We start from the raw sequence: 25,748 nt of genomic DNA, 5'->3' as shown, positions 1-25,748 counted from the left end.
GAAAGCTGGAACTCTTTTTCAACGATTCCAGTTGCATGTCAGCCCTCCTACGGGTGGGCAGCCATGGGTGATGCCCACGGCCCGCCCGGCTTACATCACGTCACCTTGACCTCAATGCGGCTCGGTTGCGCGTATTCGGCTTTCGGGATGCGCAGCTTGAGCACGCCGTGGTTGAACTCGGCGACAACCTTTTCGGCATCTAGTTCCTTGGATAGCGTGAACACGCGCCGGTAACGGGGCAGGGAAACCTCCGCGTAACTGGCTTCCATGCCTTCCGGCAGATCCAGGACGACTTCGCCCTTGATGGTCAGGATATCGCCTTGTACCTGCACGACCAGCTTGTCCTTAGGCACACCCGGCAGATCGGCGTACAGGGTGATGCCTGCGGCGTCCTCGTACACATTCACCGGCGGCATCTGGGCCGCTTCAGTGCTGCCAGTGTCGGCTTGCTTGGTGACAGCAGTATTGTCGCTCATGGCTTGATCCTCCTCGCTCACTGGACGTTGATTTGGCGCGGCTGCGCGGCTTCGAGGCGCTGGATACTGATGTGCAGCACGCCGTCGCGGTACTTGGCCTCTACCGCATTGGGATTCACGTCGTTTGGCAGGCTCACCACACGGCGGAAGCGGCCGGCGAAGCGTTCATCGATATGCACGGAGGTTTGCTCGTCCTTGTCGGGGAGATCGGACTTGCGCTCGCCGACAATGGTCAGCACGCTCTTCACCAGCTGCACGTCGATGCTGGCCGGATCGACGCCAGGGGCAAACGCGTAGATTTCCACCGAGTGGGGTGTGCCGCCTACATTCATGGCCGGGAAACTGACCCGACCGCGAATGCTGGTAGACAGCTCGAATGGCTGCTGCCACTCGCGCTGCAGGCGTTCCAGTTCTGAGAATACGTCACGGGGAAACAACGATCGATACATCATGTTTGCCTCCATTCGCTTTGGCGCGGGCGCCATAGTGTGACGCCCCCGGTTGCAATGGTATGGCCTCGCTTGGGGATTTCAAGTTCTTGATTTGACTGAGCTTCGGCATCATTCTTCCGAGGACAAGGTCAGCCCTCGAGACCGGAAAAGGGGACCACGCATGGAGTTCCAGGACTGCTACAAGACGCTGGGGGTGGCACGCGATGCCACGGCGGAGGAGCATCATCAACGCATCCGCGCTTGCAGATCATCCATTTCTTCCAGCAGGTCGGCCACCAAAGCGGCCAGTTCTGGTATGGCGTCAAAGTCACGCTCCAACTGACGCATGCGCCGCGCCCGTCGAAAACTGGCGCTGGAAAACCGCCAGACGCCAGCGACACTGACGGCATGGGGGAGCAAGCCTTCATCGACATGCCGCATGAGCCAATCTGGTTCTACCGTGCAGGCTGCCGCCACCTGCTCCAGAGTCAGCCAAGCCCATCCGGACGTTTCCAAGGAGTCGGATGCCGAACCGCGCATGAGGCAGCTCAACGAGGCCTACGCCGTGCTCTCCGACCCGGAAAAGCGCGCCGCGTACGATCAACTGGAGCGAGGCTATCAGCCCGGCCAGGCGTTCCGTCCGCCGCCGGACTGGGACACCGGCTTCGAGTTCTCCAGTCGAGGCTTCTCGCCCCAGGAAGAGGCCGATTTTAGCGACTTCTTCTCTGAGCTGTTCGGCCATGTCAGCGGCAGACACCGCGGCTTCCATGCAGATGGTGGCAGCTTCCAGTCACGCGGTGTGGATCACCACGCCAAGGTGCTGCTGGACCTGGAAGACGCCTTTACCGGCGCCACCCGTCAACTTTCACTGCGGGTGCCAAGCATGGACGCCCAAGGCGTGGTGCAGCTCGGGAGCCGGACCCTCAGCGTGAAAATTCCCAACGGCGTGCGCGAAGGTCAGCTCATCCGTCTGGCCGGGCAGGGGGCGCCGGGGATCGGCGGTGCGCCGGCGGGGGATCTTTTTCTGGAGGTGCATTTCAAACCGCACGACCAACTCAAAGTGAAGGGGCGAAATCTACACCTCACCCTGCCGGTGGCGCCATGGGAGGCGGCGCTGGGGGCGGTGGTGCCCATCGATTTACCTGTGGGCGAACTGAAGGTGCGCATTCCCCCTGGCGCCCAGAGCGGCAGCGAGCTGCGTGTGCGCGGCAAGGGCATTCCCGCTAATCCACCGGGCGATCTGCAGGACATCCAGGTGGTGTTGCCGCCGGCAAACACCCCAAAGGCGCGGGAGCTTTATGAAACCATGGCGCGGGAATTGGCCTTTAATCCGCGCCCGGATAGGGGAGCCTGACCCATGCGTGATGATGACGTTCTGATAGGCTGCTTGATGGAAGATGCACAGATTGGGGAGTATCTATCTGCTTTGTCGAATTCCGCGGCGTTGGCCAACCGTGCGCATGGTTCATTTATCTGGGGTGTCGACGACGTCAGCCATGAAATCGTCGGCACAACCTTTGATCCCAAGGCGACAAAAGTCGGGAATGAAGAGTTGGAGAACTGGCTGCTGCGTGGGGTCGAATAGGCATCAGGATTGTGATTTCTGTCGTCGTGGGTTCAAGTCCCGTCAGTTACCCCAAAATGCTGGCTGGCAGCTTGCAGAGCGGCCTGCAATAATTGAAATTGCGGGGCGAACGCTAGCGGATTCGCGGCGCCAAACCGGCAAGTGGTGGCGAGGATTGTGCGAACCCTCTGACGTTGGAGGGAGCGGTTCCGGGGCACCGCATGTGCAGTTTGGTAAGGGCGCGCGCGCTTCCTTTTGCACCATCGGTGTCGGTAACGCGTGCCTTTCCCTTGTCAAGCCGAAATGAAGAGACTCACCGTTTGGCTGCTCCTGGCGTTGGCGCCGCTGAGCGTCGGCGCGGCCATGCCTTACTTGTACTCGCGCAGCGTCATTGTCTACAACATGGAACAAGGGCGGGTCCTGCTGGAGAAGCAGGCGGACGAAGTCGCGCCTGTTGCCTCGCTGACAAAACTGATGACTGCGATGGTCCTGCTGGACCAACATCCGGCGCTAGACGAGCCACTGACCATCGAGCCCGCTGACGTCGACCTAGTCAAGCATTCTCCCTCCCGCCTTCCGGTCGGTGCCACGCTCGCGCGCGGTGAGATGCTGCGCTTGGCCCTAATGGCGTCGGAGAACCGATCGGCCTCCGCGCTGTCCCGCTCCGTCGCCGGCGGGAAGCCCGCGTTCGTCGCGAGAATGAACGCCAAGGCCGGCGCGCTAGGTATGGATCACACCCACTTTCAGGATCCGACGGGTCTGTCGCCACACAATGTATCCAGTGCGCGCGACCTTCTCATCATGGCAGACGCAGCCTCGCACTATGCGCTGATTCGCGAGTTCACCACGCTTACAGACTACCGCGTCGAAGTTGCCCGGCGGTCGCTGCGCTATCGCAATACCATCCTTATGCTGCGCGAGCCCGGATGGGATGTCCAGCTGTCAAAAACGGGCTTCATCAACGAAGCGGGCCACTGCATCGTGCTTCAGGCGGACCTGGAAAGCGGCCCGGTGATCGTCGTACTGATGGGAGCGGCGTCTAACCGGAAGCGCTCAGCCGATCTGATTGCGATTCGAAATTGGCTGAAAGGCAAGGAAGTGACCGGCACCATGCTGCAGGCTGCCTACCCAGCAAAGCGGATCCATCACCATCGTGCAAAGAAGGCGGTGCATCGCGGACAAGTCAGGCACGCCCATTATTCGAAGAGACTTGCCGTACGGATGGGCGGCGGGACTGCGCCCCATTAGTGGCGGGCGCAATCGTTACTCGGCGCCCAGTAGTCCAACTGGGGGTGATCGTACTTTCCGTGTAGAAAATGGCGGCTACAGGGCGCGCATCCGCCTGCAGCAAGGCTTTTCGGTGCAATAAGTCTCGTCCGATCGGTGTATTTGTAAGTCCTTGATAGATCGAGATTTTCCGGGGCAAACCGCCAGAAAATACACGGAAAGTACGATCACCCAAATTTGCTCATTGCGTGTCGACGCGCGCGGATCTCCCCCGCAGTCGAGAACGAATCGGTAACGTCGCGCAAATCCTATATCCGTCCGGCGGCGGCCGGGTAAACACCGAGAGAAACGCGCGCCTGCAATGTTTAAGTTTCTGCTTAAATGACCACATTGCAATGCTGGCGGCGCGGCGTCGACGATGAGGAGACCTGCCCGGTGTGAGTGACACCCTGCACGAAGAGGATCGTGCGGTGTTTTGGTGAAGGATCAGGAATTCAAAATGGCAACGGGTATTGTTAAGTGGTTCAACGATTCGAAAGGTTTTGGCTTCATCAAGCCGGATGACGGCGGCGAGGACCTGTTCGCGCATTTCTCGGAAGTTCGTGCGGAGGGCTTCAAGTCCTTGCAGGAAAACCAGAAGGTCAGTTTCGACGTGAAGGTAGGCCCCAAGGGCAAACAGGCGGCCAACATCAAGCCACTGTAGCTAATGCATCGGGGCGGACCGCTAAGTCGACTAACGTGAGCAAGGTCACTACGCCGCAGTGGTGTCGACGAATCTCTATTGTCGGCCGGGGAGGGTAGACGGGGTCGTGTAGTGGTTCGGTAGGGCGATGCGCATGACCACGCGAAAGATGGCACAGATATGGGTCTTCTCGTGACGAGTGTTCACACCACGATTTGCGCGACAGGGGCTCACCATTGAAAGCGCTCGAGAGCCGCTGCAGACAAGGGGCATCTTTCAGCTTCATCGTATCGATCCATCCTGGCTGGCACCCACATTTGCAGAATTGGTGGTTGCCGTTAGAGCGGAATTAACGATCTTCAACAGCACCACCGAGCGCCTGGCCTTCCGGCTGACCCGCCTGCGCGGTGGCGAAGACCCGGCCTCGGCCACCGGCTACGTACGCGCCGTCATGCGCGACCTGGACGGCTGGGGCGTTCGTACGGACTTTCTCTATGGGTCGCGGACGTCGGGCTGGCGGAGGCAATGCGGCGTTTCGGCAAAGACCTGGAAGCGCTGGCGCGGCTCACGCATATTGCCTTGCACCGGCACGCGTGCATGGACCACGCCCTGCTCCTGACCAGCGGACGGCAGGCCTTCAGCGACCATGTGGTGCGGCACGTCGAGCAGCAGCTTGCCGGCATGGATGCGGTACGGCCTGCACTGCCGGATGCGCCGGAGCGCGCGTCCGACAGCGATGCCATGTTCCCCGGCGTGTCCTGACGCCTGACCGCGGAAATTCCGGCGCGGATAGTCAAACGCGGATAGTCAAAATCAAAGGCCGGCATCACACCGGCCTTCGTTTCCCGAGCTTCTGTCCTCTGCGCTAGGCCCGCTTGGGATGCGCACCGCCATACTGATTCATGTAGCGGTACTTGCCGAAGTGATAGTGCGCCCGGTACCAGCGGCCTTCCACTATCAGGCCATTGAAGATGACACCCTTGATATCGCTGCCGGCCTGCACAATCGCCCGTCGCGCGGCCTTGAGCTCTGCTGCCGTACTTGCGTCCGCGCGTGCCACCAGGAAGACTGCGCCCGCCTTGGTCGCCAGCACGCAGGCGTCGGACGCAGCCAGTACCGGCGGCGCGTCGAGCAGCACCACATCGTAGCGGTTCCTGAGCGTTTCCAGCAGCGTTTCCATGGCCCGGGTCTGCAGCAGGTCGGCGGCCAGAGGCGGTTCGGAGCCGGTCGCGATGAAATCCAGGCCCGGCACGACGTCGCGCTGCAGCACCTGCTCCAGCGGCGTGCCGGTCAGCAACTCGGTCAGACCTGGCACACGCTGCTTGCCGAAATGGTGGTTGAGGCCGCCGCGCCGCAGGTCGGCATCGATCAGCACCACCCGTCGGTTGCCGGTGGCCAGCACGGCTGCGAAGTTAGCGCAGACGAACGATTTGCCGACCTCCGGTGCCGGGCCGGTAATCATCACCACATTGTTGCTGTCGCTGTTGAGCAGGGCGAACTGCAGCGCCGTGCGGAAGCTGCGCAGGCTTTCCACGGCGGGGTCGTCCGGCAAGCGCCGCGCCAGCAGCTTGTCGGCGTCTGGTCCGCCGCGCAAGCGTGCCTGCTGTGGACTGAACGGGACCGTCGCGTACACCGTCATGCCGGTCTGGCGCTCGATTTCGTCGGGGTCTGCCACGCCGCCGTCCAGCACGCGCCGCAGCACCACGACCGCCAGCCCGGCCAGCAGGCCCAGCAGCACGGAGGCTGCGACAATCAGCGTGCGGTTCGGCTTGACCGGGCGGATCGGCACCTCGGCAGGATCCACTAGGCGCGCAGTACCCACCTTGCTGGCACGCACCAGCTTGAGCCGCTGCACGTCGTTCAGCAGCGACTGGTACAGCTCAGTGCTCACTTTGACGTCCCGCATCAGCCGCAACACGTTCTGCTCGACATCCGGCAGCCTCTGGATTTTGCCGCTGACGCCGCCGAGCTGTGCGTTCAGGCTGGCGATCTGGTTGTCCATGGTTTCGATGGCGGGGTGATTTCCGGTGAAGCGCGTAATCAGTTCCTGGCGCTTCTGGTGCAACTCCTGCAGCTTGGCCTGGATGCTTACGGACTGCGACAGGATCAGCTTGGATTCTTCGCTGAGATCGATCGTGCCGCGCTGGTTGCGCATGGCGTTGTAGCGCGTCTCGGCGGTTTCCACCTGTTGCTTGAGTTGCGGCAGCTGCGCTTCCAGGAAGGTCAGCGACTTCTCAGCTTCCGCCGCCTTGCGCCGCAGGTTCTGCTCGACATACGCGTTGCCGATCTCATTCAGGACGGCAGCCGTCGTATCTGGCGATGTGCCTTCCAGCGCCACCCCGATGACGCCGCTCTGCTTGCCGCGTTCAGAGATGATCAACTGGTCCTGCAAGCCCGAGATGGCCGCGGCGCGCGGCACGCGCGCGACGTTGAACATCGCGCCCGGTCGGCCATCGAGCTGGTCGATCTGGATGGTGACGCTGCCGCTGGTGGTGGCCACCGTCAACGGCACGCGGACTGTTCCCTCTGCCACCGCGTCGTCGCTGGCAAACGCGAGCCGGTACTTGCCATTGCCAAGCGCGGCTACGGTGATCAGGCGGCGCTCCATGGCTGGCGGCACGTCCAGGCGGGACACGGTGATCGATTCGCTGCCCCACGCATAGCCACCCTTGCCGAACAGGCCGGGTTGCGACAGTTCGTGGTTGAAGCTGGCAAGGGCCGCGCCAATCACCGGGAAATAGCGTGGCGACGCGGCGATGTCGAGGCGCAGCCTATCCACGGCCTTGCCCACCACCATGCGCGAGCGCAACAACTCGATCTCGGCCGAGGGGGCCGGCTTGACGTCGTACACCGGCGAAACGTTGGCGCCCTGCTTGTTGTTGCTGGCGCCGCTGGCGCCGTTCTGCTCCTCGATCTGCACCAGGATGTCCGCACGGTAAACCGGCTTGGAGAGGAAGGCGTACAGCAGGCCGGCCGCCATGACCACCGTGGCAATCGTGAGGAAGGTCCAGCGATAGCGGATCAGCACGTCGAGATACGAAGTCAGGTCCACCGGCGGTTCGTCCGCATTCGGTGTGTCCGAATCGTAGTCCCCCAAGTTCTTGATGTTGCTCATGTTGCCTCCCCGTAGCGAGTTGCCTGTGCCTCGGAATGGATCTGTGCCGACCACGCTTGCACGCCCTGCCGGATCGGTCCCAGCACGATCACGAACATGGCCTGCGAGCAGCCATAGGGGTCCGGGATGTCCGTCTGTTCGGCTTCGCACAACCGGTGAGTCTTGCCGCGCGCTTCCGGATACACGCTTTCGAGCCACTCGCGCGGCTCGGTGTCCATCACCAGCACCAGCTCGGCGCCGGCCACCATGCCGGCATCAAGCTCGCGTGCGCGGTGTGGCGCCAGGTCCAGCCCCTCTTTTGCCAGCAGCCGAATCACGCGCGGATCGGCGCTGGCGCCCACCGGCGGCGCCAGCCCTGCGGAAGTTACGCTGCAATCGGGCAAGGCCTGCCGCAGCAGGTCGGCGGCCATCAGGCTGCGGCACCGGTTGCCCAGGCACACCACCAGGATCGAGCGGATCATCGTGGCGTCGGTTGGTTCCAGGATCAGCGGCTACAGCATGGTTCAGGGCTTGGCCAGGCCGCCAATGCCAACCACCGGCTGGACCAGCAGGCTCATGACGCGGCTCCATCGCACCACCTCGCGCGCGTCCACATAGACCACATCCTTCGGTTCGAGCTCGAACCCTTCGGCAATGGCCAGCGCCACCGGCGAGGTGCCATCCAGGTGATAGACCTTTGGCGAATCATTGGCCATCTTTCGGACCACGTAGATCTGTTCGGCGTTGGCGGACGTGGGATTCACGCCGCCGGCATCGCCCAGGGCCTCGTTCAGCGTCATACGCCCGTTGCGCATCAGCAGCGAAGTCGGCTTGACCACTTCGCCGGTCACGAAGACCTTGCTGTCCTCGCGCTGCTCAACCCGCACGATGTCGCCGGAGCGCAGCAGGATGCGCGCCGGGTCGGTGCCCTTGGCCAGCATCGCCGGGATATTGACGTACCAGCTGCGCTTGCCGCGGGTGACGCGTATGCGGCTGTTGTCGCCGGTCGCGTTCAGCACGCCGCCGGCGCGATTCAGGGCTTCGACCAGCGTCATCGGCGCGTCGTCGATGGCCAGCATGCCCGGGGTCTTGACCTCGCCGTCGACATAGACGCGCTGGCTGCGAAAGCCCAGCACGCGCACCGTCATCTGCGGGTTGCGCACCACGCGCGAGAGCACGCGCGCCATTTCGGCGCGCACCGCGTTGGCGGTCTTGCCCGCGACCTTCATCACGCCGGCATAGGGGAACTGGATATCGCCATTGGCGCTGACGACATACCCCGGCATGCTCGATCCGCCGGTCGATGTCGGGATCTCGAATGCCGCGCCGATGCTGTAGGTCTGCGTGGGGAACACCAGCTCGGGGTGGTCCCAGACCACCACTGAGATGATGTCGCCGGGGCCGATCAGGTAGGGCTTTGCCTTGGCGTAGAGTTCCTCGACGCGGTCATTGGTGGGCTTGGATTTCGCCCGCATCTCGCGCACCAGGACCATGGTGATGGGCGTGATGTCCGGCTTCGCATCCGGCCCGACTGCGCTGACATTCGCGTTGGGATTGAAGTACATCCCCGGCGAGGCGGCGCAGGCGCCCAGCAGCAGGGCGGCGCCGAGCATGGCGGCCAAGCCCGGGAGGGGGTGGCGCCGGGCGCCACGCGCGAGATAACCGGTCCGGCGTTGACGCATATCCACGACATCCTCCTGCACGTAGTGGCTGGGGCCGTGCCTGGGCAGGCATGTCCCCGATTCTTGCAGCCTAGGGCTGCGCGGGCGCCGATTCGGTGCGCTCTCGCACACTGCCGGCCCCGGGTGGTTAGGGGGGAATACGTGCGTTATGCAAGGCCGTGCTGACATGGATCCAGTGCAATGTGGCGGACCGAACCGGAGTTCGCGACCACGATGCGCAGAACCTGCGCGGTTTAGGCCTGCGGCCGTCGCTGCGCGATCGGCCGGGCAGGCGTGCTGCCGTACACGGTCCATGCTTCCCGCAGTGGTACGTTGGAGAGGGAAGGGATCTTAGCGGCCTGCCGGATCCGTCCGCACCTCAGCCGGCAGTCGAGCAGGCGCTGGCAACCGGAGCAAAGTCGAAATGGGCGGCGGCATACACGGCATTGCACGCCCATATTTCTTCCCCGTCCTTATAGAAAGTGACCCATTTGCCGTCGCTGACGCAGTGGGCGCCAGGGAAGACCTCGTCATGGCCATTCGGACCGTCTAGTGGAAAGGGCGCGTGGGGCGTGGCCCAGTAGTGGCCGCCCGGGAGGGGCGCGATCGCTTTTGGGGACAATTTCGTCAGCACCGCAATGTGGTGTCACACAACGCGCTCTCCGCGCCGCGGCGAAACGGAGGTCGTGTCAATCCTGCAACAGCGTGGCACCGTCTTGTGACATCCTCGTGTAGTCTCGCTACCAAATCACCTCCTGCTATCCGGTGCGATTTCCATGGCACGATACCTTCAATTTGCGGCCCGTGCCTTCTACGTCGGCGCCATCATTGTGATCGTCGCCATCGTCTCCCGGCAAGTATATCTGCGCAGCGCCGCGGAAGCTGGCATAGCCGGCGCGGATGAGGAACCCGCGGCAATGATGTTGATCCGCTGCGAGACGATGCACAACCGCCTTCAGAATCGGCACCGTTCCGCAGACACTGCGGATGCTGACGAGCAGCCACGTGCTCGTTGTAGGGAGTCTTGAGTTCGGACAATGCCTGATCAGTCCGGCAGTTCACGCGGCTTGCGTGACGCTGGCGGGCTTTCCAATTTTGGAAGCAAGCGCTGATGATTTTGGCTTGCTTCGTCGCCGCTTGGATGACCCAAACTCGCGCAGTCACATAGGCGAGGGTGACCTACCGCTCTGGTGCCGGCGTTGGCAAGAAGCCTCCTTGCAGGAATGCGACCGCGATGCACCCTGCGCTGCCTTCCAGGCAGCGCCTGGCGCTCGAGCAGGACCAGCGGCTTGGACAGCAGGCAAAAGAAAGCCCGCTTCAAGGGCGGGCACGAATCCCTTAGGAGAAAGGGAGGAGACGGACGTAAGTATAAACCCTTATGCAAATTTTTGCAGATTGCCCCGCAGATGGCAGGGGCCTTGGCATGCGGCAACTCGGCAGATGAGTCGGTAATTTCACGATCACAAAATTATGGACAATGGCGACAACTACGGAAGATGCAATGAATTGGGCCGCAATGTCAGTCCGTATCCGAGTTGCAAGCCGTTGGGTCATTTGATGCCAAGACCTAGCTGCTTCGCTGAAGTTGCGCGTTCCGTGGTGGTCGGGACACCGTATTGCGGCCCAAGCTATTGCACCTGAGGCGCGTCACAAACTCGACCGGAGTCTTCGCGGGCGCGGCCAAGCCGTTCCAGGACGTGGCTTGGTAGTTCGTGAGACCAGTGTCGCTCATGGTGGGCCGGGCAGCTGGCGAACCGCTTGCTTCCCGAGACGGCGAGCGGAAGCAGCTTGCCGGACCGGATCTGCGGCAGTACTGCCGGCATGGTCTCGAATCCGGCCTGCAAGCCACCGCGCAGCGCACTGACCACGTCGCCGCTGGATCGGAACGGCACCACCTGGGCCTCGAGCCCGGCCATGGCGACGAAGAGTTGCGCAGCGAGGTTCTGCGTGCTGCCGACACCCACCGTGCCAATATTGAAGTCCGCCGGATCCTTGCGCGCCTGGGCAATAGCCTCGCTCACGGTCTTGAGCTTGCTGGCCTTGTCCACCACCATGACCAGGTCGAAGCTGCCAATCGGCGAAATCATGGCAAAGTCTTCGAGCGGGCGGTAGCAGTTTCCGGACCTGCTTCTGGAATTGGATGCAGCCACCAACTACAGTGAAGCACTGCTGGGGCACCGGGCCGACTCCATCGGCGAGTTGGTGGCCCCGTACGGCGCGCTGCTCGCACATGGATCTGACTTCGACGCCAAAGGTGTGGCGTTGATGTTTCCCGGCCTGACGCCCGGCTAGATTTCGGTCGCCATGAGGGCGCTTGAGGCCAGCGGCCGGCTCCGCCGGGCCAACGAGCGCGTGGCAGAGTATCAGAGCCGCATCCCGATTGCCGCGCTTTGGGGCGACGGCGACAAGGCCTCGGCCGACATGATGTCGCTCGAGGCCTCGAGGCACCTGTGGAACGCTCGACGGCGCAAGCCGCGATGCTCGACGACGAGGCCGTGTTGATCCTTGGCAATCGGGCCTGTCAGGCACCGCCTGCCGCCATGCAGTAGTGCCACCGTTGACTGGCCGACGCCAAGCAGAATGCTCTCGATCGGGCCTCAAACGAAAACGCCCCAAAGGAGAGAAGAATGACGGAACTGGAAGGAATACCTCTGAGCCTCGTGGTTTGTGACTTGGAAGAAAGGCGCACTATTGGCATCACTCTCGATGTTGGCGGGACGATCCACGTGGCTTCGGCAGGTTCAAGCGGCATGGGGGCACACAGTCTACAGGCCACCGAGATGCTGTCGATGGTAGCCGCAGCTGTTGAACGCAAGGTACCGATCCGAGTAAGGGGATGGGTCAACGACGCCGCGGCTCCGGAAACCACTTATCCAAGGGGCTCATTCCGTATTCAAGAAATCGAGGCCTTTGGGTATAAGTGGGGCGTAAACTACTTAGAGCGTTAGCCCTGAGCCGCCTCCGGGCGGCTTCTCTGTCGGTTACGTTCATGCCGATAACTGATACTTATCGGCATGGCGTTTTATCGTAACCGTCCGCTGCTGGCCGTGTAGACGCGTAAGACGAATGTATCCAGAGTAGTCCCCATCAGAATTTGGTGGGGACTACTTTGGAGTCTGTGGCAAAGCGGGGCGGCCGCATGCTGGGCAGCCGAAATGCCATACGTTGGCGTGCTTTGATTTCGGGGTCATGCCAAGCTACAGATCTATCATAAGTGGATGCGATATAAGCCACTGCGGAGCCGAGAATGCCGCCCCTATTTGCCGTTCTCGTTTCACTTCATCGCCGTGCAAGTAGATCGAGGTGGTGGAGATCGATGCATGCCGCCGGTTATCGCGGACTGTCGTCAATACGGCGTCGCGCGTAGCGGCGGCCGGGTGGTCAGCCTGGATCAAGTCGCGAGTCGGCGGGATTCGCAAATGTGAGCTTCACATATTTGAGATTGTACTAAACCGCCGACGCGATAGTGGGAGGGAAACGGGGGTCAGTGCCTGCGTTCGGTCAGGACGGTTGTCTGGTGCCGGGCCATCGGGAAGGAATGAGCATGCGGCTGGGAGCGGCATGGAGGCGCCCGACCGGGCATTCCATCCACTGTTTCCAGGAGGTCCCCAGTAAGGCCGCCTCCGACGTCTCCGAGGGCGACTTGCTCAGATGTTCAACACGTTTCGCTAGCGAGAGGATTTGGTTGGCATTCCCGAAGAACCGCATCCAAGCTTATGCAAGCCCGAATTAATGGTCACAGTGTGATCGTCTATCACGACATGGTCGGAGGATGGTACTTTGCGGAAATCGACGGGAAAGCCGTCTATCGCTTCGGACCATTCGAATCATATAAGCCTGTCAAAGAGCTTGTCGTGTTGTTTCCGGAGACTCCGGTACTTGAAATCGTAGAAGCGTCGGCACTAATGGATGACAGCGCCCTGATGATTCTGGGCAACGCGGAACGAGTGACAAAGGTCACCGAAGAGCAGGAAATTGCTTGGCAGTAGACGGGGCAGTGGGGCCTGCAGCCGACCAGCGCTGGCGGCAAAAGCAGGGCAGCGCTGAATAGTACAGCTTTACGCCCTCGGCTTCGGCCCCGAGGGTCTTTTTAGCCGCGTATCGTATATTTCCGCGGCTGTACATCGGCAGATCCGTTCTGGCAATCATACCCACCTGAAGTTTGGCATCACGTCGCTGTGCTCGTCGATACTGACGCAGCCCAGTTCGTTGATCATCCGCTTCGTGGATTCCTTGGATTTCGAGTCGCAACCGGCAATCATCAGCAACTGGCCCGGTGCCATTTGCGCTTTCTGCCGCCCCAGCTCGAGGCGACCGACTTTGACGCCGACCAATCCGCCGATCCACCAGCCAATCATAGCGCCAAGTGCGATAGCGCCAACATACGCAATGGCAGTGGCGCCCGTACCGGCAGAGACTCCGTATTTGAAAATTACCAGCGCCGCGACGATCGCGCCGACAAAAATTCCGGTGATCGCCGCTTCTTCGCGATACGTGGTCTGACCGGCATCAACCCTTGGAAATCCCTCAATTGGCTGATTGTCGCGCTGGACAAACCACGGTCCCGCGACTAGTGCAGATGTACCGGCCAGCTCGTCTAATCGAGCTTGCGCCAGCCTCGCCGTGATGACGTCCTCCAGCCTGAAATACAGCAGCGTACGCATGGTGTTACCTCACTCAATCTCAATTTCCATTCCCGGCGAACCGGCGGATGTTTGCGGAATCATTCCGGCTCAGGCCCCAGGCTCCAGAGCAGAGTCCCTTGACCGTGGGACAGGACGGCGACCGCAGGTTGGGCCAGTCTTCGTTGACAGCGCGATCCCAGTCAATCAGGCGCCAGCGGCCACAATGCATCCGGCCGAGATCAATATCAATCGTCGCCGTTACATGCTCGAGGTATGAATTCAGCCTGCGTCAAAGCGGATGGGATCGCGGTACCTACGGAGGCAGCGCAAGGCGAGCATCGCAAATCGCTGAGCATCGTTTGCGCGGCGCCCATAGCGTCGCGCCGCTGCCGCTACTTGCCGACCTGATTGCCGATGACGCCGCCTACGGCGGCTCCGCCGACAGTTCCTAACGCGCTTCCGCTGGTCAGCACGGCACCCGCCACGCCTCCAATGCCCGCACCCACTACGGTATCGGTGTCTCGCCGGCTCATGCCGCTACAGGCGACTATGCCAAGTGCGGCGATAAGGATTGCCGTCCGTTTGAGGAATGTCTGTGTGCGTTTCATTTCTTGCTACCTCCTGCGGCCACGCAGGAAGCCGGGTATGGTTGTTCCATAGGTCCCGAACTCCGGCTGCAAAAGGCCTGGTCGCCTGCCTGTGTCGAAGCAATGTTCTCCCTATAGGCGCAAGAAGTCGGTCCGCTGGCGTACGCGGGCGCAACGGTGGCGCAAAGAAGTAGAGCTCAGCCGAACACGCGCGATCTCAGGTCGTCCTCGAAATCGACGGTCCATTGCGCAGTCTGGTTTCCGTCGTACTGGCGGACTTCCCTGCCGAAGCGTACCGAGATGCTGCGCCCGCGTGCCGGCACAGCGCCTGCAGCGTCTTCAACGGCTGTTACGGTAAATCCGTCGGGTGCGACCCCGTTACGCAGACAGGTCTCGCGGAAAGCTTCCTGCTCCAGGGGAGGGAACTGGTTCAGCATCGTCTCCAGCATGGGTGTCTCCTGATGCCGGCATGTAACGAGGAAAGGCCGAAGCGCGCAAAGGCGGCCAGTCGGCTGGCCGCCTTTGCCATCCCGCCGACGGTGCATTGGCTCGCGTGCTCGCTCTGTCCATATTCTGTCATTCCGGCTTTTTGATTTCCGCCTTGACATCGCCGTACGCCGCCTGCGTCTTGCCAATATCCTTCTTCAGGGTTCCCGCAACTTGCGTTTGCTTGTTTCCAGTCATCTTGCCGAAGGCTTCCTTGACTTTCCCGGCGGCCTCTGTGACCCGGCCCTTCACTTGGTCCTTGTTCATGATGTATCCCTCTTCATTGGTGTTGCGAGCCGGGTGCTGAGGCAACCTGCCCGCGATGACAGGTGGCAACCAAGTTGTCACCGGGCGCGTGCCCGGTTGCGCGCGCTCCTCAGATTGGATTTCGGCGATTCAGGAAGCCGGCCATGAGTCTGCCTTGCAATGGCGGCAAGCGTCGGGGACGTTCCCGACGCCAGCATCAGAGTCTGCCCAGCAGTAACAGGACAAGGACTACAACCAAAAGCACCCCGAGTGTGCCTGATGGCGCGTAGCCCCATCCGCTGCTGTACGACCAGGTGGGAATGGCCCCAACGAGGAAGATGGCCAAGACAATCAACAGTAAGAGTCCAATTGACATGATGCGCTCCTGGTTCTGAGAAAACATGCCTTCCGCTGATTCAGCCGGGCGGAGGGCAGCCGTTCTAGCGGATCGCGTTGTCGATGGCCATGCCATGGAATCCTGAACACCGATTCGAGAGATTCGCTGAAGTACTCGTTGCTGCTACTTCGTATCGATAGGAACATCCTCATCCTAGCCAGAGGATAGTTGTGACGGATTCTCAAGTCAGTCCGGTGCCGTACGCATCGGGAAGGCGCGTTCCGGCATTCCGGTCCTCCCCCTGCTCAACGAAACGGCACGGGGAAGAATAGAGTGAGTCCAGGCATTGCTTCAGGTACATAGGTCACTGGTGGCGGGGCGTAAACATAGGGGTCGCGGTAGACGCTGTGATAGTCATTGCCGCCGCTGGGGTAGTAAATATTGTGCTGATCGCGGTGGCTGTTCCGATGGTTGGCGCCGTGCGAATCCTCATGAGGACTTGCCAGGGGCCGTCATTGGCGACAGCAAGGCTTACTTCTGTATCTGTCTGCTTCTTATGCACGCATTCCCGGCGCGCGTCTGTCCGGTGCCGGGCACTGCCAATTCGGACACGGGCGGGCAGGGCCCTAGAGCAGGACTACCAGCGTGTGCTCGGCGCCATCCAGAGGGACGCTAGCCTGGCCGTTGGTACAGGAGTAGCGGATGCCGTCGAGGAGCGCCTGCGAGACACCGCCGGCGCGGTGCAACGGCGTTTCCACGCTGATCTCATAGCGGGTCGACAGCACGTTCACGGTGGCCTTGAAGCCTGGCCACGAGGCAGGAATGCAAGGGGCAACGAGCAGCCGGTCGCCCTCCTTCCGGATGCCCAGGATGCCCTCCACCCCAGCGCGATACATCCATCCCGCGGCACCCGTGTACCAGGTCCAGCCACCGCGGCCGATGTGGGGCGGCACCGAGTAGACGTCGGCCGCAACCACATAGGGCTCGACCTTGTAGCGCTTGACCGCTACAGGTGTGAGCGCATGGTTGATTGGGTTGAGCAGCGAGAACAGTTCGACAGCTTTGTCGGCCGCGCCAAGCCTCGCAAAAGCGAGAACTGCCCACATCGCGGCATGGCTGTATTGCCCGCCGTTCTCGCGCAGGCCGGGCGGGTAGCCCTTGATGTATCCGGGGTCGAGAGAACCTTGGTCGAAGGGAGGGGTGAACAGCAGTGCCAGCCCGTCTTCGTGGCGCACCAGGTACTTTTCCAGCGAGGCCATCGCCGCACGGGCACGGGCGGGATCGGCCGCGCCCGACAGCACGGCCCAGGACTGTGCAATGCCGTCGATACGGCATTCCTCACGGTCTTTCGAGCCAAGCCAGGTGCCGTCATCGAAGGTCGCGCGACGATACCAGTCACCGTCCCACGCCTCCCGCTCCAGCGCCTCGCGCAGCAAGGCCGCATGCGCCTGCCAGCGGCGGGCGCGCCCGGCATCGCGGGTCTGCGCCAGCGGGGCAAACATGGCGAGGGTGCGTACCAGCAGCCAGCCCAGCCAGACGCTTTCGCCCCTGCCGCCGGCCCCGACAAGGTTCATGCCATCGTTCCAGTCACCGCCGCCGATCAGCGGCAGCCCGTGCTCGCCGGACAGAGCCATGCAACTGTCGATGCCGCGTGCGCAATGTTCGAACAGTGAGGCCGAGGTGTCCGAGACCATCGGCTGGAAGAAGGCGTCAGCTTCGGCGGGGCCCAGGAGCTGGCCTTCCAGGAACGGCACAATCTCGTCCAGCACTTCGGTGTCATTCGAGCTGGCGATATAGCTGGAGGTCGCGAATGCCAGCCACACGCGATCGTCGGAGATCCGTGTTCGCACGCCTTGCCCGGAATGCGGCAGCCACCAGTGCTGGACGTCGCCTTCGACGAACTGCCGCCCGGCGGCGCGTAGCAGATGCCGCCGCGTTGCGTCCGGACTGGCAAGGGTGAGCGCCATGTGGTCCTGCAACTGGTCGCGGAATCCGTAGGCTCCGCTAGCCTGGTAGAAGGCCGAGCGCGCCCAGATGCGGCAGGCGAGCGTCTGATAGAGAAGCCAGCCGTTGAGCATGATGTCCATGGCACGATCCGGCGTCCTGACCTGTACCGCGCCAAGCAGGCCCTGCCAGTGCCGGGTTACGGTCGCCAGCACGGTGTCGAGATCCGTCTTGCGATAGCGCGCAAGCAGCGCGCTGGCTTCGGCCGCGGAAGCGCATTGTCCGATAAACGAAACGACTTCGACGGTCTCGCCGGCCGCTAGCTCGACACTGCACTGCAAGGTCGTGCAGGGGTCCAGGCCAGCTCCGGTCGTGCCGGACAAGGGCGCTTTGCCGAGCAGCGCCGCAGGCGCTTCCGGGCCGCCATTCCGGCCAAGGAACTCGGTACGATCGGCGGTCCAGGCGGTCTGCCTGCCGCCAAGATCGGCAAAGGCCACGCGACCCGCAAACGCTGTGCTCCACGGATTGCGGATCAGGATGGCGCCGGTGGCTTCGTCGGGCACTGTCGCGATGAACGGCGCCGAAGCACCCCGGGACGTGCCGAGCACCCATTCCGTATAGGCCGTTACGGAAAGCCGGCGGCGGACGCTGGAGAGATTGCGCAGCGTCAAGCGCGAAATCTTGATCGGATCGTCCAGCGGAACGTACTGCAGCAACGCCAGCGCGATCTCGTTGGCCTCATGCGTGAAGCGGCTGTAGCCGTAACCATAGCGTGCGGTGTAGGTGCCTTGGTCCCGGATCGGCTGCGCGGTGGCGCTCCAGATCTGGAAGCTGTCCTCGTCGCGGATATAGATCGCCTCGCCGCACGGATCTGCAACGGCATCGTTGGACCAGGGCGTCAACTGGTTGTCGCGACTGTTCTCCGCCCAGGTATAGCCGCTGCCGCTGGCCGACGCCTGGAAGCCGAAGCCGGGATTAGCGATCACGTTGATCCATGGGGCAGGGGTCGACTGGTCGGCGTTCAGGACCACCACATATTCCCGGCCGTCCTGGTCGAAGCCGCCCAGGCCGTTGAAGAACTCGAGTCCGGGCTGCGCCGGCACCGGCGGCAGTGACTGTGGCACGGGCTTGCGGCGCCGGACAGGTCCAGGAAGCGGGGCCGCCACTGCGGGCAGGCGGGCGAGCTGGTCCGCGATGGCGCCGCGTCGGGCAATCAGCGCGACACGTGCGACCGACTGGAGCAGGGCGCGGGCTTCGGGCTGCATCATGTCGGCACGCAAGGCGTAGACCGAGCCGTGGACCGAGTCGTGGCCCCCTTCCTCGCCCGCGTGGCTTTGCGAATGGCTGCTGCGAACCGCGGTCTCGATCGCTATCTGCAGATCCTGGATATACGAAGAGGCGCGCTCATTGACGATGACCAGATCGACGGCAAGGCCCTTCATGCGCCAGTACTCGTGGGCGCGCAACAACTGGCGCACCTGGACGATGTCCTCGATCTCGTCGATGCGCAGGAGGACCACAGGCAAGTCGCCGGAAATCGCCAGTGGCCATAGTGCCGATTGCGGACCCGCGCCGCGCAGGATCGCGTCCGGCGGGGCCCTGAAGCGGGCATCGGCATAGAGCAGCGGTGCAGCCAGGCGCTGGAAGTCGGCCGCTTCCGCCGCGTCCACGTCAAGGTGGCGAAGCTCGACCTGGGCCTGCGTCCAGGCCAGGGTCTTGGCCCGATCGAATGCGTTGCGGTCCTGGTGCTTGTCGATCAGGGCCAGCAGATCGGTACGTGACGTCGCAATGACGGTCCAGAAGGCCACCCGCACGCTGCCCCCGGGCGCAATCCGCACGCGCTGCCTGAGCGAGAAGATCGGGTCGAGGACCGTGCCGACCGTGTTCGAGAGCGGCAGCCCGGCTGTGACGACGGCGCACGCAGCGGGCGTGCGGCCGTCTTCCAGGAAGCGTGCGCGGTCGGACTCGTACTGCGGATCGGCGACAACGTCGCCTTCCACCACGCTGAAGTGGGCAGCCCAGACCGGCGCCTCCTCGGGCGAACGCAGGCGGCGTGTCGCGGTCAGCGCACCGGACTCGGCCAGGTGAGCGGTCTGGATGAACATCCTCGAGAAGGCCGGATGCGCGTCATAGGACGCGCGCGTGGCGAGCACCACTTCAGCATAGGAAGTGAGTTCGATCTCGCGGGGGCGGCGCCCGTTGTTGACCAGCGATACGCGGCGGACCTCGCCGTCGTCCTCGCCGGAAACCAGGACTTCCAGGATGGTTGTCAGGCTGCCGTCGTGCCGGACGAACTCGGCGCAATCTTCGGCGAAAACCACTTCGCCGCCGCGCTCGCCATCGGCGGCCATCTGCGCGCTGGCAGACCAGGTGATGCCATTCTGCGTATCGCGCAGGAAGATCAAGGAGCCCGAATCGTCGCGGGTGGCATCTTCCCGCCATCGCGTCACCGCCAGGTCGCGCCAGCGGCTGTAGCCCATTCCCGTGGTGGTCAGCATCACGGTGTAGCGGCCGTTAGACAGCAAATGGGTGACCGGATTGCCAGTTGGCGGTGCCGTGAACCGCCGCACCGCAGAGTCCTGGGGCAGTACCGCCGCGGCCGAGGCCTTCACTTCCTCAGCGCGGGGGTGCGCCACGGCGACGTTGCGCGGCATGCGTTCCTGCAGCAGCAGTTCGCAGGCCTGGATCATCGGCTCGCGATGGAAGCGCTCGCGCATCAGGCCATTGTGCAGGGCGTTGGCAATGGCAACGATGGTCATGCCCTGGTGGTGCGCCATGAAGCTGCGCACGATGGCGACCGTCTCGCTTTCGGCCAGGCGAGCGCGCGTGTAGTCCAGCGCCTCGTAGAAGCCGTAGCGTCCAAGGGCGCCGAGTTCGGCCAGGCGGCGGTAGTTGCCGCGTGCGGCCTGCGGATCGACCATGGCCGCCAGCCCCGTGGCATAGGGGGCGATCACCGCGTTCTCGGACAAGCCCCGCTTGAGCCCCAGACCGGGCACGCCGAAGTTGGAGTACTGGTAGGTGAACTCCCGGTCGCGGGCGTTGTACGCCGATTCGGATATGCCCCAGGGAATCCCCAGCGACTGCCCGTAGGCCTGCTGGCGCGCCACCACCAGGCGCGAGGTCTGTTCAAGCAGGCTGCCGGCGGCCGCGCGCATCACCAGCGACGGCATCAGGTACTCGAACATCGAGCCCGACCACGAGATCAATGCCGAGCCCCTGCCAAGCGGCGTCGCCATGCGCCCCAGCCGGAACCAGTGCGGGGTCGACACGTCCCCCTTGGCAATGGCGAACAGGCTGGCGAGCCGCGCTTCGGAGGCGAGCAGGTCGTAGCAACTGGCATCGGGCCGGTTGTCGGCAAGCGAATAGCCGATCGACAGCAGCTTGCGCGCCGGATCGAGCAGGAAGGCAAAGTCCATCGCCAGCGCCAGTTCGCGCGCAGTGTGGGCGAGCGCTGTCAGCCTGCCGGCCAGCGCCTGCGGCGCTTCAGCCTGCTGCAGCTGGTCGCGCTCACGCTCGGTTACGGCGCGCTGCAGCGCCCCGGCCCAGAAGGCCAGGTCGGAAAAGCTGTCATTGTCAGCATCAGGCTGGATGTCATGCACCAACCTGAAGGCCTTATCCGTCAGGCACCTGAGCGCCGGCGCCCGGATCTCCGTGGCGGGCGCGCCGGTCAGCATGGTGGCGATCTCGGCCAGAAGTCCGCCAAGCTGTCGTCCGCGTTCGCTGTGTGCGAGGGGCAGCGCCGCCAGAGCCTCGTTTGCCAGCTGCGCAGTGTCCGCCAAGCCGTGGCGGGGATCTGGCGCGGCAGCGTTTTTCCATTCCTCGCAAGCGTTGGCGACCACGATCAGGTGCGCGGCCAGGTTGCCACTGTCGACCGACGAGATATAGGCGGGATGCAGCGGCTGCAGGCTCAGCGTCTCGTACCAGTTGTGGAAGTGGCCCTGGTAGCGCGGCAGCTTACGCATCGCGCCGAACGCCGCTTCCATGCGCTCGACCGATTCGGTGGTCCCGGCCCAGCCGAAGTCGCGTGCGGCGATGGCCGACAACAGGTAGAGCCCGATATTAGTCGGCGAGGTCCGATGCGCGACCACGGCCCTGGGCGTCTCCTGGAAGTTGTCCGGCGGCAGCATGTTGTCCACTGGCGTGACGAAAGTCTCGAAGAAGCGCCAGGTGCGGCGCGCCGTGAGGCGCAGCGCCAGCGCGTCTGCCTCCGGCAGGGCGAGCCGGCGCGCAACGGCCGGCGCGCGGCTGGCCCATAGAGCAAGGGCCGGCGCCGTCAGCCATAGCAGGACAAAGGGCAGCACAAGCGGCCATGATGATGGCAATAGTCCCACGCCGGCGGCGGCTATCGACAGCGCGAGCAGAGTGCCGCCGGCCATCAGCCGGTAAAAGCCGGCCAGGTCCAGCCGCGGGCGCGTGGCGGACTGCGCAGCCGTGGTCCACTCGAGCAGGTGGCGGTGCGTGGAATACAGCCGTGTCAGCGTTCTGGCGATGGCGTCACCCGCGCGCCAGGTCTGGTCGGGCACGAACGCGAGCACCAGCAGGGTCTGTGTGGCGGCTAGCCGCAGGTCTGCGAGCAGCGCCTGCATATGGTTGCGCAGGCGCATGCCGCTGCGGTGTCGCAGCCCGGACAGGACGCCAGGCAGCACGGCCGGAATCGCAATGGCAGCCAGCGGCAGGGCAGTCGCCAGCGGCCCCGCCGGCCAGGGCAGGAGCCAGCACAGCACCAGACTCAGCAGCAACAGGGGCGCGAGCAGCGAGCGGCGCAGGTTGTCCAGCATCTTCCAGCGGCCGATGGCCGGCACCGCGTGGATGCCCTTATGCTGCCCGAAGATCCAGCCAAGCAGTTGCCAGTCGCCACGCGTCCACCGATGCTGGCGCCTGGCCGCCACGTCGTAGCGCGCGGGAAACTCCTCGACTACCTCAACATCGGAGGCCAGCCCGGCACGGGCAAATACCCCTTCGAACAGGTCGTGGCTGAGCAGCGTGTTCTCCGGGACCCGGCCGTTGAGCGCCGCTTCAAAGGCATCGACATCATAGATGCCTTTGCCCGTATAGGAACCCTGGCCAAAGAGATCCTGGTAGACGTCGGAGGCGGCCGCCGCGTAGGGGTCGATGCCGCCCGGCCCGGAGAAGACCCGCTGGTAGAGCGAACCCTCACGGCCAATCGGCAGCGATGGCGTGACGCGCGGCTGGAGAATGCCGTAGCCGCCCACGACGCGCTGCCGGGCCGCATCGAACCGTGGCCGGTTCAGCGGATGGGCGATCTTGCCAATCAGCCGCAACGCGGCGTCGCGTGGCAGCCGCGTGTCGGCGTCGAGGGTGATGACGTAGCGCACGCCGGCCGGCACTTGCGGTGCCCGGCCGTCGACGGCCACGTAGCTGGTGTCGCTGGCGCCGCGCAGCAGCTGGTTCAGTTCATGCAGCTTGCCGCGCTTGCGCTCCCAACCCATCCACTGGCCTTGCACGGTGTTGAACACGCGTCGGCGGTGAAGCAACAGAAAGCGATCGCCGGCCGGACCCGGCCCATGGCGCTGGTTTAGCCGGGCGATCGCCGCGCTGGCCACGGCAAGCAGATGGGCGTCGCCAGGCAGCACCTCCTGGTCCGCGTCGACGCCATCGGTCAACAAGGCAAAGCTCAGGTCGCCGCCTGAGCCGGCGAGGTGATGCACCTCCAGCCGCTCAATCTGCTCGCACAGGTCGGCCTCGCTGGTCAGCAGGGTCGGCACCACCACCACCGTTCGCAGCGAGGGCGGAACGCCGGCCTTGAGCTCCAGGCCGGGCAGGATCGTCGCCCCCAGCCGCCCGGCAAGCGCGCGGTTGACCAGCGTGCTGGCGACCTCGCTGGCCGGCACGATCCAGCACAGCACCAGCAGCACAAGCCAGCCGAGCGCCAGGCCGGCAGGCAAGAGCCATAGCGCGAGCGCCAGCAGGCCGGCCGTGACCAGCACGAGCGCGCCGACATAGCCGCCGAGGCCCAGCTGCTTGCAGCAGCGGCTGACCCACAGGCGGGGCGGCGCGCGAAACCCGATGGCACGTTCGAGCGCACTACGGCCTGCGCCGATCAGGTGATAGCCCGGATCGACTCGACGGGCGTCCTCGGTCGCGTCGACCCTATCAGTCACTTCGTCCGCTGAGGACGCCGGTATTGGCATGGCGCTGAGCGCCAGCTCGGCAACCCTGAGCTCCGGGCACGAGGCGCCGCGCGCGAGTTCCTCGATTGCGTTGCGATACAGGTTGCGGGTCGGAAAATCCATCTCGGCAAAGTCGCTGCCCGCGCGCAGCCGCGCGTCGACAAGGCTGACGCTCTCGAACCACTCAGCCCAGTCGATATCAGACATCAGCCGCATGCTCGTGATGATGTTGCGCACCGTCACGTTGGAGGCGCCTTGCCGCTGCTGCGCGTGCAGCACCACCTCGTCGACCGAAGTGCCTTGCAGTCCGAGGCGCTCCTCGAGCCAGCCCAGTGCCGGCATGGTTCTCGGGTCCTGGTCGCGCAGGCGTCTGGCGAGTTGCGCGGCGAACAGTTCGGACAGTGGCGCAGCGGGGCGTGCGGCAATATCCGTTTCGAGTGCCGTGCGGGCGCCCCCTGTAGCTAGCAACCGCCCGGCCAGCGCATCCGCATCGGCGCGCGCAACCCGGCCGGCCGTGATTTGCCCGGTGAGTCTGCGCAGGTTCTCGACCAGAACAATGCGCAGCGTGATCGCCACCGCCCACAGTTCGCCAATCGTCAGCGGCTGGACGCGCTGATAGGCGGCGATGAAGCGGCGCAGGATGTCTGGATCGAGGTAGCTGTCAGTGTGGGCCACAAAGGCCCAGGCCAGCCCGAAGACGCGCGGATAGCCCGTGAATGGCCCCTCGGCGAGTTTGGGCAGCTGGCGATAGTAGCCGGGGGACAGGTCGTCCCGAATCTCGCGGATCTGTTCCTCGACGATGTGATAGTTGTCCAGCAGCCATTCCGCCGCCGGCGCTACCTCGGTGCCGCCCTCCAACTCGGCAGCACTTGCCCGATAGGCGGCCAGCAGGACAGCGGCATTGTCCCTGAGCCGGCTGCGCAGGGGCAAAACGTGGGGCGGCTGCGCGGTGATTGCCTGTGCTGCGGCGAGGCTTTGCGCGTGCTGCTCCAGCCGTTCAATGCCGAACAATTCCTCGCGTACCGGCGCTGTGCTGTCCCAGGGTGACGGCACGCCGGACGCGTCGAATGCGCGCAACGGGAAGGTGAGATTCAGCTTCAGGTTCATGGGCGAGACCATTCAGCGGTCCGGGAAGCAAAAAGACGCCGTGGCACCATTGTTGCCGCGGGAGCTTTGCGTCAGCCCTGGCCTTATTTCAGGATGCTTGAACGAGGCGTGTCGCTATGGAATATGAGCCAGCGAGAGGGGGAATGCCGTCCGCAGGCGTACGGACCGGGACTTTTATTCCATTGCCGTCAAATTTTCCAAGCGGGCAGGGCGAGACCCGAGAGCGCGCATCCACGGAGGTGGGCATGACTTGCCGCGCACTCTGGTCTGGCATTTGCCTTGTCCGGCCGCTGACCTATATTGACAAAGGTAAGTGATCCTCTACCGTCCCGTGGCCTGGGTGGCGGCCCTTCGGCAAGGTCGGAGGCACTGATATCAACCTGTTCTGAGCGGTGAGATGCAGTCATGCGCGTCACGCACGATCCGAAGTCCAATCACCTTCTCGCTGCGCTGCCGGTTGCCGACTGGGAGCGCCTCGCACCACAACTGACCTTGGTGGAACTGCCGCTGGCCCATGTCGTGTATGAGTCAGGAGATCAACAGGGTTACGTCTATTTCCCGACCGATTCGATCATCTCGCTACTGTACGTGATGGAAGATGGGGCCTCCGCCGAGATTGCAATCGTGGGCAATGAGGGGATGGTCGGGATTGCCATTTTCATGGGGGGAGAAACGACCCCGAGTCGTGCCATCGTGCAAAGCGCCGGCCATGGATACCGCTTGAGCGCAACGATCCTGAAGCAGGAGTTCGTGCGGGGCGGACATTTGCAGCGCCTGTTGCTGCGCTATACGCAGGCGCTCATCACCCAGATGGCACAAACCGCAGTATGCAACCGCCATCACTCCATCGACCAGCAACTGTGCCGATGGCTGCTGCTGAGCATCGACCGACTGCCCTCCAACGACCTGACGATGACGCAGGAACTCATTGCCAACATGCTCGGGGTGCGGCGCTCCGGCGTGACCGAGGCCGCCTTGAAGCTCCAGGCCGCTGGCCTGATCCGCTACAGCCATGGGCATATTACGGTACTCGACCGGATGGGCCTGGAAAAACGAGTATGCGAATGCTACGCGGTCGTGAAGCGGGAGTTCGATCGCTTGTTGCCTGACCTGTCGACGCCTTGAGGTGTAACGGTTGGGGGCCTTGCAC

21 protein-coding genes and 3 pseudogenes are annotated in these 25,748 nt (G+C 63.6%); 10 read left to right on the top strand and 14 right to left on the bottom strand.

What is annotated here, in order from left to right:
- Positions 1-95: 95 nt before the first annotated feature.
- From ACZ5MJ_RS32820 to ACZ5MJ_RS32810, 3 genes are all read right to left on the bottom strand, one after another.
- Complete coding sequence (locus ACZ5MJ_RS32820) at positions 96-476, bottom strand: Hsp20/alpha crystallin family protein (protein ID WP_464226968.1); 381 nt, start codon at positions 474-476, stop codon at positions 96-98.
- Between the two features lie 17 nt (positions 477-493).
- A complete protein-coding gene (locus ACZ5MJ_RS32815; protein WP_464226967.1) occupies positions 494-928 on the bottom strand; it encodes an Hsp20/alpha crystallin family protein in 435 nt (144 codons plus the stop codon).
- Positions 929-1,153: 225 nt separating this feature from the next.
- The gene (locus ACZ5MJ_RS32810) at positions 1,154-1,447 is read right to left on the bottom strand and encodes a chaperone modulator CbpM (protein ID WP_464226966.1); all 294 of its coding nucleotides are present in this window, start codon (positions 1,445-1,447) and stop codon (positions 1,154-1,156) included.
- Here ACZ5MJ_RS32810 and ACZ5MJ_RS32805 point away from each other — a divergent pair.
- The 5 genes and pseudogenes from ACZ5MJ_RS32805 to ACZ5MJ_RS32785 all read left to right on the top strand — a co-directional run bounded on the left by ACZ5MJ_RS32805 (position 1,347) and on the right by ACZ5MJ_RS32785 (position 5,142).
- Positions 1,347-2,261, top strand: coding sequence for a DnaJ C-terminal domain-containing protein (locus ACZ5MJ_RS32805; protein WP_464226965.1), 915 nt, complete (start codon positions 1,347-1,349; stop codon positions 2,259-2,261). The two genes, ACZ5MJ_RS32810 and ACZ5MJ_RS32805, sit on opposite strands and share 101 nt — an antisense overlap.
- 45 nt (positions 2,262-2,306) lie before the next feature.
- Positions 2,307-2,480: pseudogene (locus tag ACZ5MJ_RS32800) on the top strand (transcriptional regulator); the annotation flags it as partial.
- A gap of 294 nt (positions 2,481-2,774) precedes the next feature.
- Positions 2,775-3,719: a D-alanyl-D-alanine carboxypeptidase family protein gene (locus tag ACZ5MJ_RS32795; protein WP_464226964.1), complete on the top strand. Its 945-nt coding sequence runs from the start codon at positions 2,775-2,777 to the stop codon at positions 3,717-3,719.
- 478 nt (positions 3,720-4,197) lie between these two features.
- Positions 4,198-4,401, top strand: coding sequence for a cold-shock protein (locus tag ACZ5MJ_RS32790; RefSeq protein WP_464226963.1), 204 nt, complete (start codon positions 4,198-4,200; stop codon positions 4,399-4,401).
- A 504-nt stretch (positions 4,402-4,905) separates the two neighbouring features.
- Positions 4,906-5,142, top strand: a complete 237-nt coding sequence (locus tag ACZ5MJ_RS32785) for a hypothetical protein (protein ID WP_464226962.1) — start codon at positions 4,906-4,908, stop codon at positions 5,140-5,142.
- Positions 5,143-5,245: 103 nt separating this feature from the next.
- Here the strand turns inward: ACZ5MJ_RS32785 and ACZ5MJ_RS32780 are convergent, their stop codons facing one another.
- The 3 genes from ACZ5MJ_RS32780 to ACZ5MJ_RS32770 are packed head-to-tail and all read right to left on the bottom strand — an operon-like array spanning position 5,246 to position 9,087.
- Positions 5,246-7,495: a polysaccharide biosynthesis tyrosine autokinase gene (locus tag ACZ5MJ_RS32780; RefSeq protein WP_464226961.1), complete on the bottom strand. Its 2,250-nt coding sequence runs from the start codon at positions 7,493-7,495 to the stop codon at positions 5,246-5,248.
- Positions 7,492-7,956, bottom strand: a complete 465-nt coding sequence (locus tag ACZ5MJ_RS32775; protein WP_464226960.1) for a low molecular weight protein-tyrosine-phosphatase — start codon at positions 7,954-7,956, stop codon at positions 7,492-7,494. The genes ACZ5MJ_RS32780 and ACZ5MJ_RS32775 overlap by 4 nt, the downstream gene beginning before the upstream one ends.
- A gap of 42 nt (positions 7,957-7,998) precedes the next feature.
- On the bottom strand, positions 7,999-9,087 hold the full coding sequence (locus tag ACZ5MJ_RS32770; protein WP_464227051.1) for a polysaccharide biosynthesis/export family protein: 1,089 nt from the start codon (positions 9,085-9,087) through the stop codon (positions 7,999-8,001).
- An 824-nt stretch (positions 9,088-9,911) separates the two neighbouring features.
- Here ACZ5MJ_RS32770 and ACZ5MJ_RS32765 point away from each other — a divergent pair.
- The gene (locus tag ACZ5MJ_RS32765; protein WP_115216530.1) at positions 9,912-10,163 is read left to right on the top strand and encodes a hypothetical protein; all 252 of its coding nucleotides are present in this window, start codon (positions 9,912-9,914) and stop codon (positions 10,161-10,163) included.
- 600 nt (positions 10,164-10,763) lie between these two features.
- Here the strand turns inward: ACZ5MJ_RS32765 and ACZ5MJ_RS32760 are convergent.
- Complete coding sequence (locus tag ACZ5MJ_RS32760; RefSeq protein ID WP_464226959.1) at positions 10,764-11,222, bottom strand: Bug family tripartite tricarboxylate transporter substrate binding protein; 459 nt, start codon at positions 11,220-11,222, stop codon at positions 10,764-10,766.
- A 25-nt stretch (positions 11,223-11,247) separates the two neighbouring features.
- Here ACZ5MJ_RS32760 and ACZ5MJ_RS32755 point away from each other — a divergent pair.
- Positions 11,248-11,598, top strand: a pseudogene (locus ACZ5MJ_RS32755) (Tn3 family transposase); the annotation flags it as partial.
- 164 nt (positions 11,599-11,762) lie between these two features.
- A complete protein-coding gene (locus ACZ5MJ_RS32750; RefSeq protein ID WP_464226957.1) occupies positions 11,763-12,083 on the top strand; it encodes a hypothetical protein in 321 nt (106 codons plus the stop codon).
- Positions 12,084-12,332: 249 nt separating this feature from the next.
- Here ACZ5MJ_RS32750 and ACZ5MJ_RS32745 read toward each other — a convergent pair.
- Positions 12,333-12,533, bottom strand: a pseudogene (locus ACZ5MJ_RS32745) (hypothetical protein); the annotation flags it as partial.
- Between the two features lie 318 nt (positions 12,534-12,851).
- Here ACZ5MJ_RS32745 and ACZ5MJ_RS32740 point away from each other — a divergent pair.
- The gene (locus tag ACZ5MJ_RS32740; protein ID WP_464226956.1) at positions 12,852-13,124 is read left to right on the top strand and encodes a hypothetical protein; all 273 of its coding nucleotides are present in this window, start codon (positions 12,852-12,854) and stop codon (positions 13,122-13,124) included.
- 156 nt (positions 13,125-13,280) lie between these two features.
- Here the strand turns inward: ACZ5MJ_RS32740 and ACZ5MJ_RS32735 are convergent, their stop codons facing one another.
- The 6 genes from ACZ5MJ_RS32735 to ACZ5MJ_RS32710 form a co-directional block, all read right to left on the bottom strand.
- Positions 13,281-13,799, bottom strand: coding sequence for a hypothetical protein (locus ACZ5MJ_RS32735; RefSeq protein WP_464226955.1), 519 nt, complete (start codon positions 13,797-13,799; stop codon positions 13,281-13,283).
- 353 nt (positions 13,800-14,152) lie between these two features.
- Complete coding sequence (locus tag ACZ5MJ_RS32730; protein ID WP_464226954.1) at positions 14,153-14,368, bottom strand: glycine zipper 2TM domain-containing protein; 216 nt, start codon at positions 14,366-14,368, stop codon at positions 14,153-14,155.
- A gap of 176 nt (positions 14,369-14,544) precedes the next feature.
- The gene (locus ACZ5MJ_RS32725) at positions 14,545-14,796 is read right to left on the bottom strand and encodes a hypothetical protein (RefSeq protein ID WP_464226953.1); all 252 of its coding nucleotides are present in this window, start codon (positions 14,794-14,796) and stop codon (positions 14,545-14,547) included.
- 127 nt (positions 14,797-14,923) lie between these two features.
- Positions 14,924-15,100 (bottom strand): CsbD family protein, encoded by a 177-nt coding sequence (locus tag ACZ5MJ_RS32720; protein WP_464226952.1) that lies wholly within the window; start codon positions 15,098-15,100, stop codon positions 14,924-14,926.
- A gap of 196 nt (positions 15,101-15,296) precedes the next feature.
- Positions 15,297-15,455 carry a DUF3309 family protein gene (locus ACZ5MJ_RS32715; RefSeq protein ID WP_039008246.1) on the bottom strand — a complete coding sequence of 53 codons (159 nt, stop codon included), beginning with the start codon at positions 15,453-15,455 and terminating at the stop codon, positions 15,297-15,299.
- A gap of 587 nt (positions 15,456-16,042) precedes the next feature.
- On the bottom strand, positions 16,043-24,598 hold the full coding sequence (locus ACZ5MJ_RS32710) for a glycoside hydrolase family 94 protein (protein WP_464227050.1): 8,556 nt from the start codon (positions 24,596-24,598) through the stop codon (positions 16,043-16,045).
- A gap of 405 nt (positions 24,599-25,003) precedes the next feature.
- Here ACZ5MJ_RS32710 and ACZ5MJ_RS32705 point away from each other — a divergent pair, with 405 nt between their 5' ends.
- Positions 25,004-25,723, top strand: coding sequence for a Crp/Fnr family transcriptional regulator (locus ACZ5MJ_RS32705; RefSeq protein WP_464226951.1), 720 nt, complete (start codon positions 25,004-25,006; stop codon positions 25,721-25,723).
- The last annotated feature ends 25 nt before the right edge of the window (positions 25,724-25,748 follow it).

Source organism: Cupriavidus sp. LA-1, from assembly GCF_055385985.1.
The sequence above is the reverse complement of the archived record's forward strand: the minus strand, read 5'-3'. Positions and strand labels throughout refer to the sequence as shown.

Coding starts and splice junctions, on each gene's coding strand:
- ACZ5MJ_RS32815 (WP_464226967.1), bottom strand. CDS start 928: ATGATGTATCGATCGTTGTTTCCCCGTGACGTATTCTCAGAACTGGAA.
- ACZ5MJ_RS32775 (WP_464226960.1), bottom strand. CDS start 7,956: ATGATCCGCTCGATCCTGGTGGTGTGCCTGGGCAACCGGTGCCGCAGC.
- ACZ5MJ_RS32740 (WP_464226956.1), top strand. CDS start 12,852: ATGCAAGCCCGAATTAATGGTCACAGTGTGATCGTCTATCACGACATG.
- ACZ5MJ_RS32730 (WP_464226954.1), bottom strand. CDS start 14,368: ATGAAACGCACACAGACATTCCTCAAACGGACGGCAATCCTTATCGCC.
- ACZ5MJ_RS32770 (WP_464227051.1), bottom strand. CDS start 9,087: ATGCTCGGCGCCGCCCTGCTGCTGGGCGCCTGCGCCGCCTCGCCGGGG.
- ACZ5MJ_RS32820 (WP_464226968.1), bottom strand. CDS start 476: ATGAGCGACAATACTGCTGTCACCAAGCAAGCCGACACTGGCAGCACT.
- ACZ5MJ_RS32735 (WP_464226955.1), bottom strand. CDS start 13,799: ATGCGTACGCTGCTGTATTTCAGGCTGGAGGACGTCATCACGGCGAGG.
- ACZ5MJ_RS32795 (WP_464226964.1), top strand. CDS start 2,775: ATGAAGAGACTCACCGTTTGGCTGCTCCTGGCGTTGGCGCCGCTGAGC.
- ACZ5MJ_RS32760 (WP_464226959.1), bottom strand. CDS start 11,222: ATGATTTCGCCGATTGGCAGCTTCGACCTGGTCATGGTGGTGGACAAG.
- ACZ5MJ_RS32725 (WP_464226953.1), bottom strand. CDS start 14,796: ATGCTGGAGACGATGCTGAACCAGTTCCCTCCCCTGGAGCAGGAAGCT.
- ACZ5MJ_RS32765 (WP_115216530.1), top strand. CDS start 9,912: ATGGCACGATACCTTCAATTTGCGGCCCGTGCCTTCTACGTCGGCGCC.
- ACZ5MJ_RS32715 (WP_039008246.1), bottom strand. CDS start 15,455: ATGTCAATTGGACTCTTACTGTTGATTGTCTTGGCCATCTTCCTCGTT.
- ACZ5MJ_RS32785 (WP_464226962.1), top strand. CDS start 4,906: ATGCGGCGTTTCGGCAAAGACCTGGAAGCGCTGGCGCGGCTCACGCAT.
- ACZ5MJ_RS32790 (WP_464226963.1), top strand. CDS start 4,198: ATGGCAACGGGTATTGTTAAGTGGTTCAACGATTCGAAAGGTTTTGGC.
- ACZ5MJ_RS32710 (WP_464227050.1), bottom strand. CDS start 24,598: ATGAACCTGAAGCTGAATCTCACCTTCCCGTTGCGCGCATTCGACGCG.
- ACZ5MJ_RS32780 (WP_464226961.1), bottom strand. CDS start 7,495: ATGAGCAACATCAAGAACTTGGGGGACTACGATTCGGACACACCGAAT.
- ACZ5MJ_RS32805 (WP_464226965.1), top strand. CDS start 1,347: ATGAGCCAATCTGGTTCTACCGTGCAGGCTGCCGCCACCTGCTCCAGA.
- ACZ5MJ_RS32705 (WP_464226951.1), top strand. CDS start 25,004: ATGCGCGTCACGCACGATCCGAAGTCCAATCACCTTCTCGCTGCGCTG.
- ACZ5MJ_RS32750 (WP_464226957.1), top strand. CDS start 11,763: ATGACGGAACTGGAAGGAATACCTCTGAGCCTCGTGGTTTGTGACTTG.
- ACZ5MJ_RS32810 (WP_464226966.1), bottom strand. CDS start 1,447: ATGCGCGGTTCGGCATCCGACTCCTTGGAAACGTCCGGATGGGCTTGG.
- ACZ5MJ_RS32720 (WP_464226952.1), bottom strand. CDS start 15,100: ATGAACAAGGACCAAGTGAAGGGCCGGGTCACAGAGGCCGCCGGGAAA.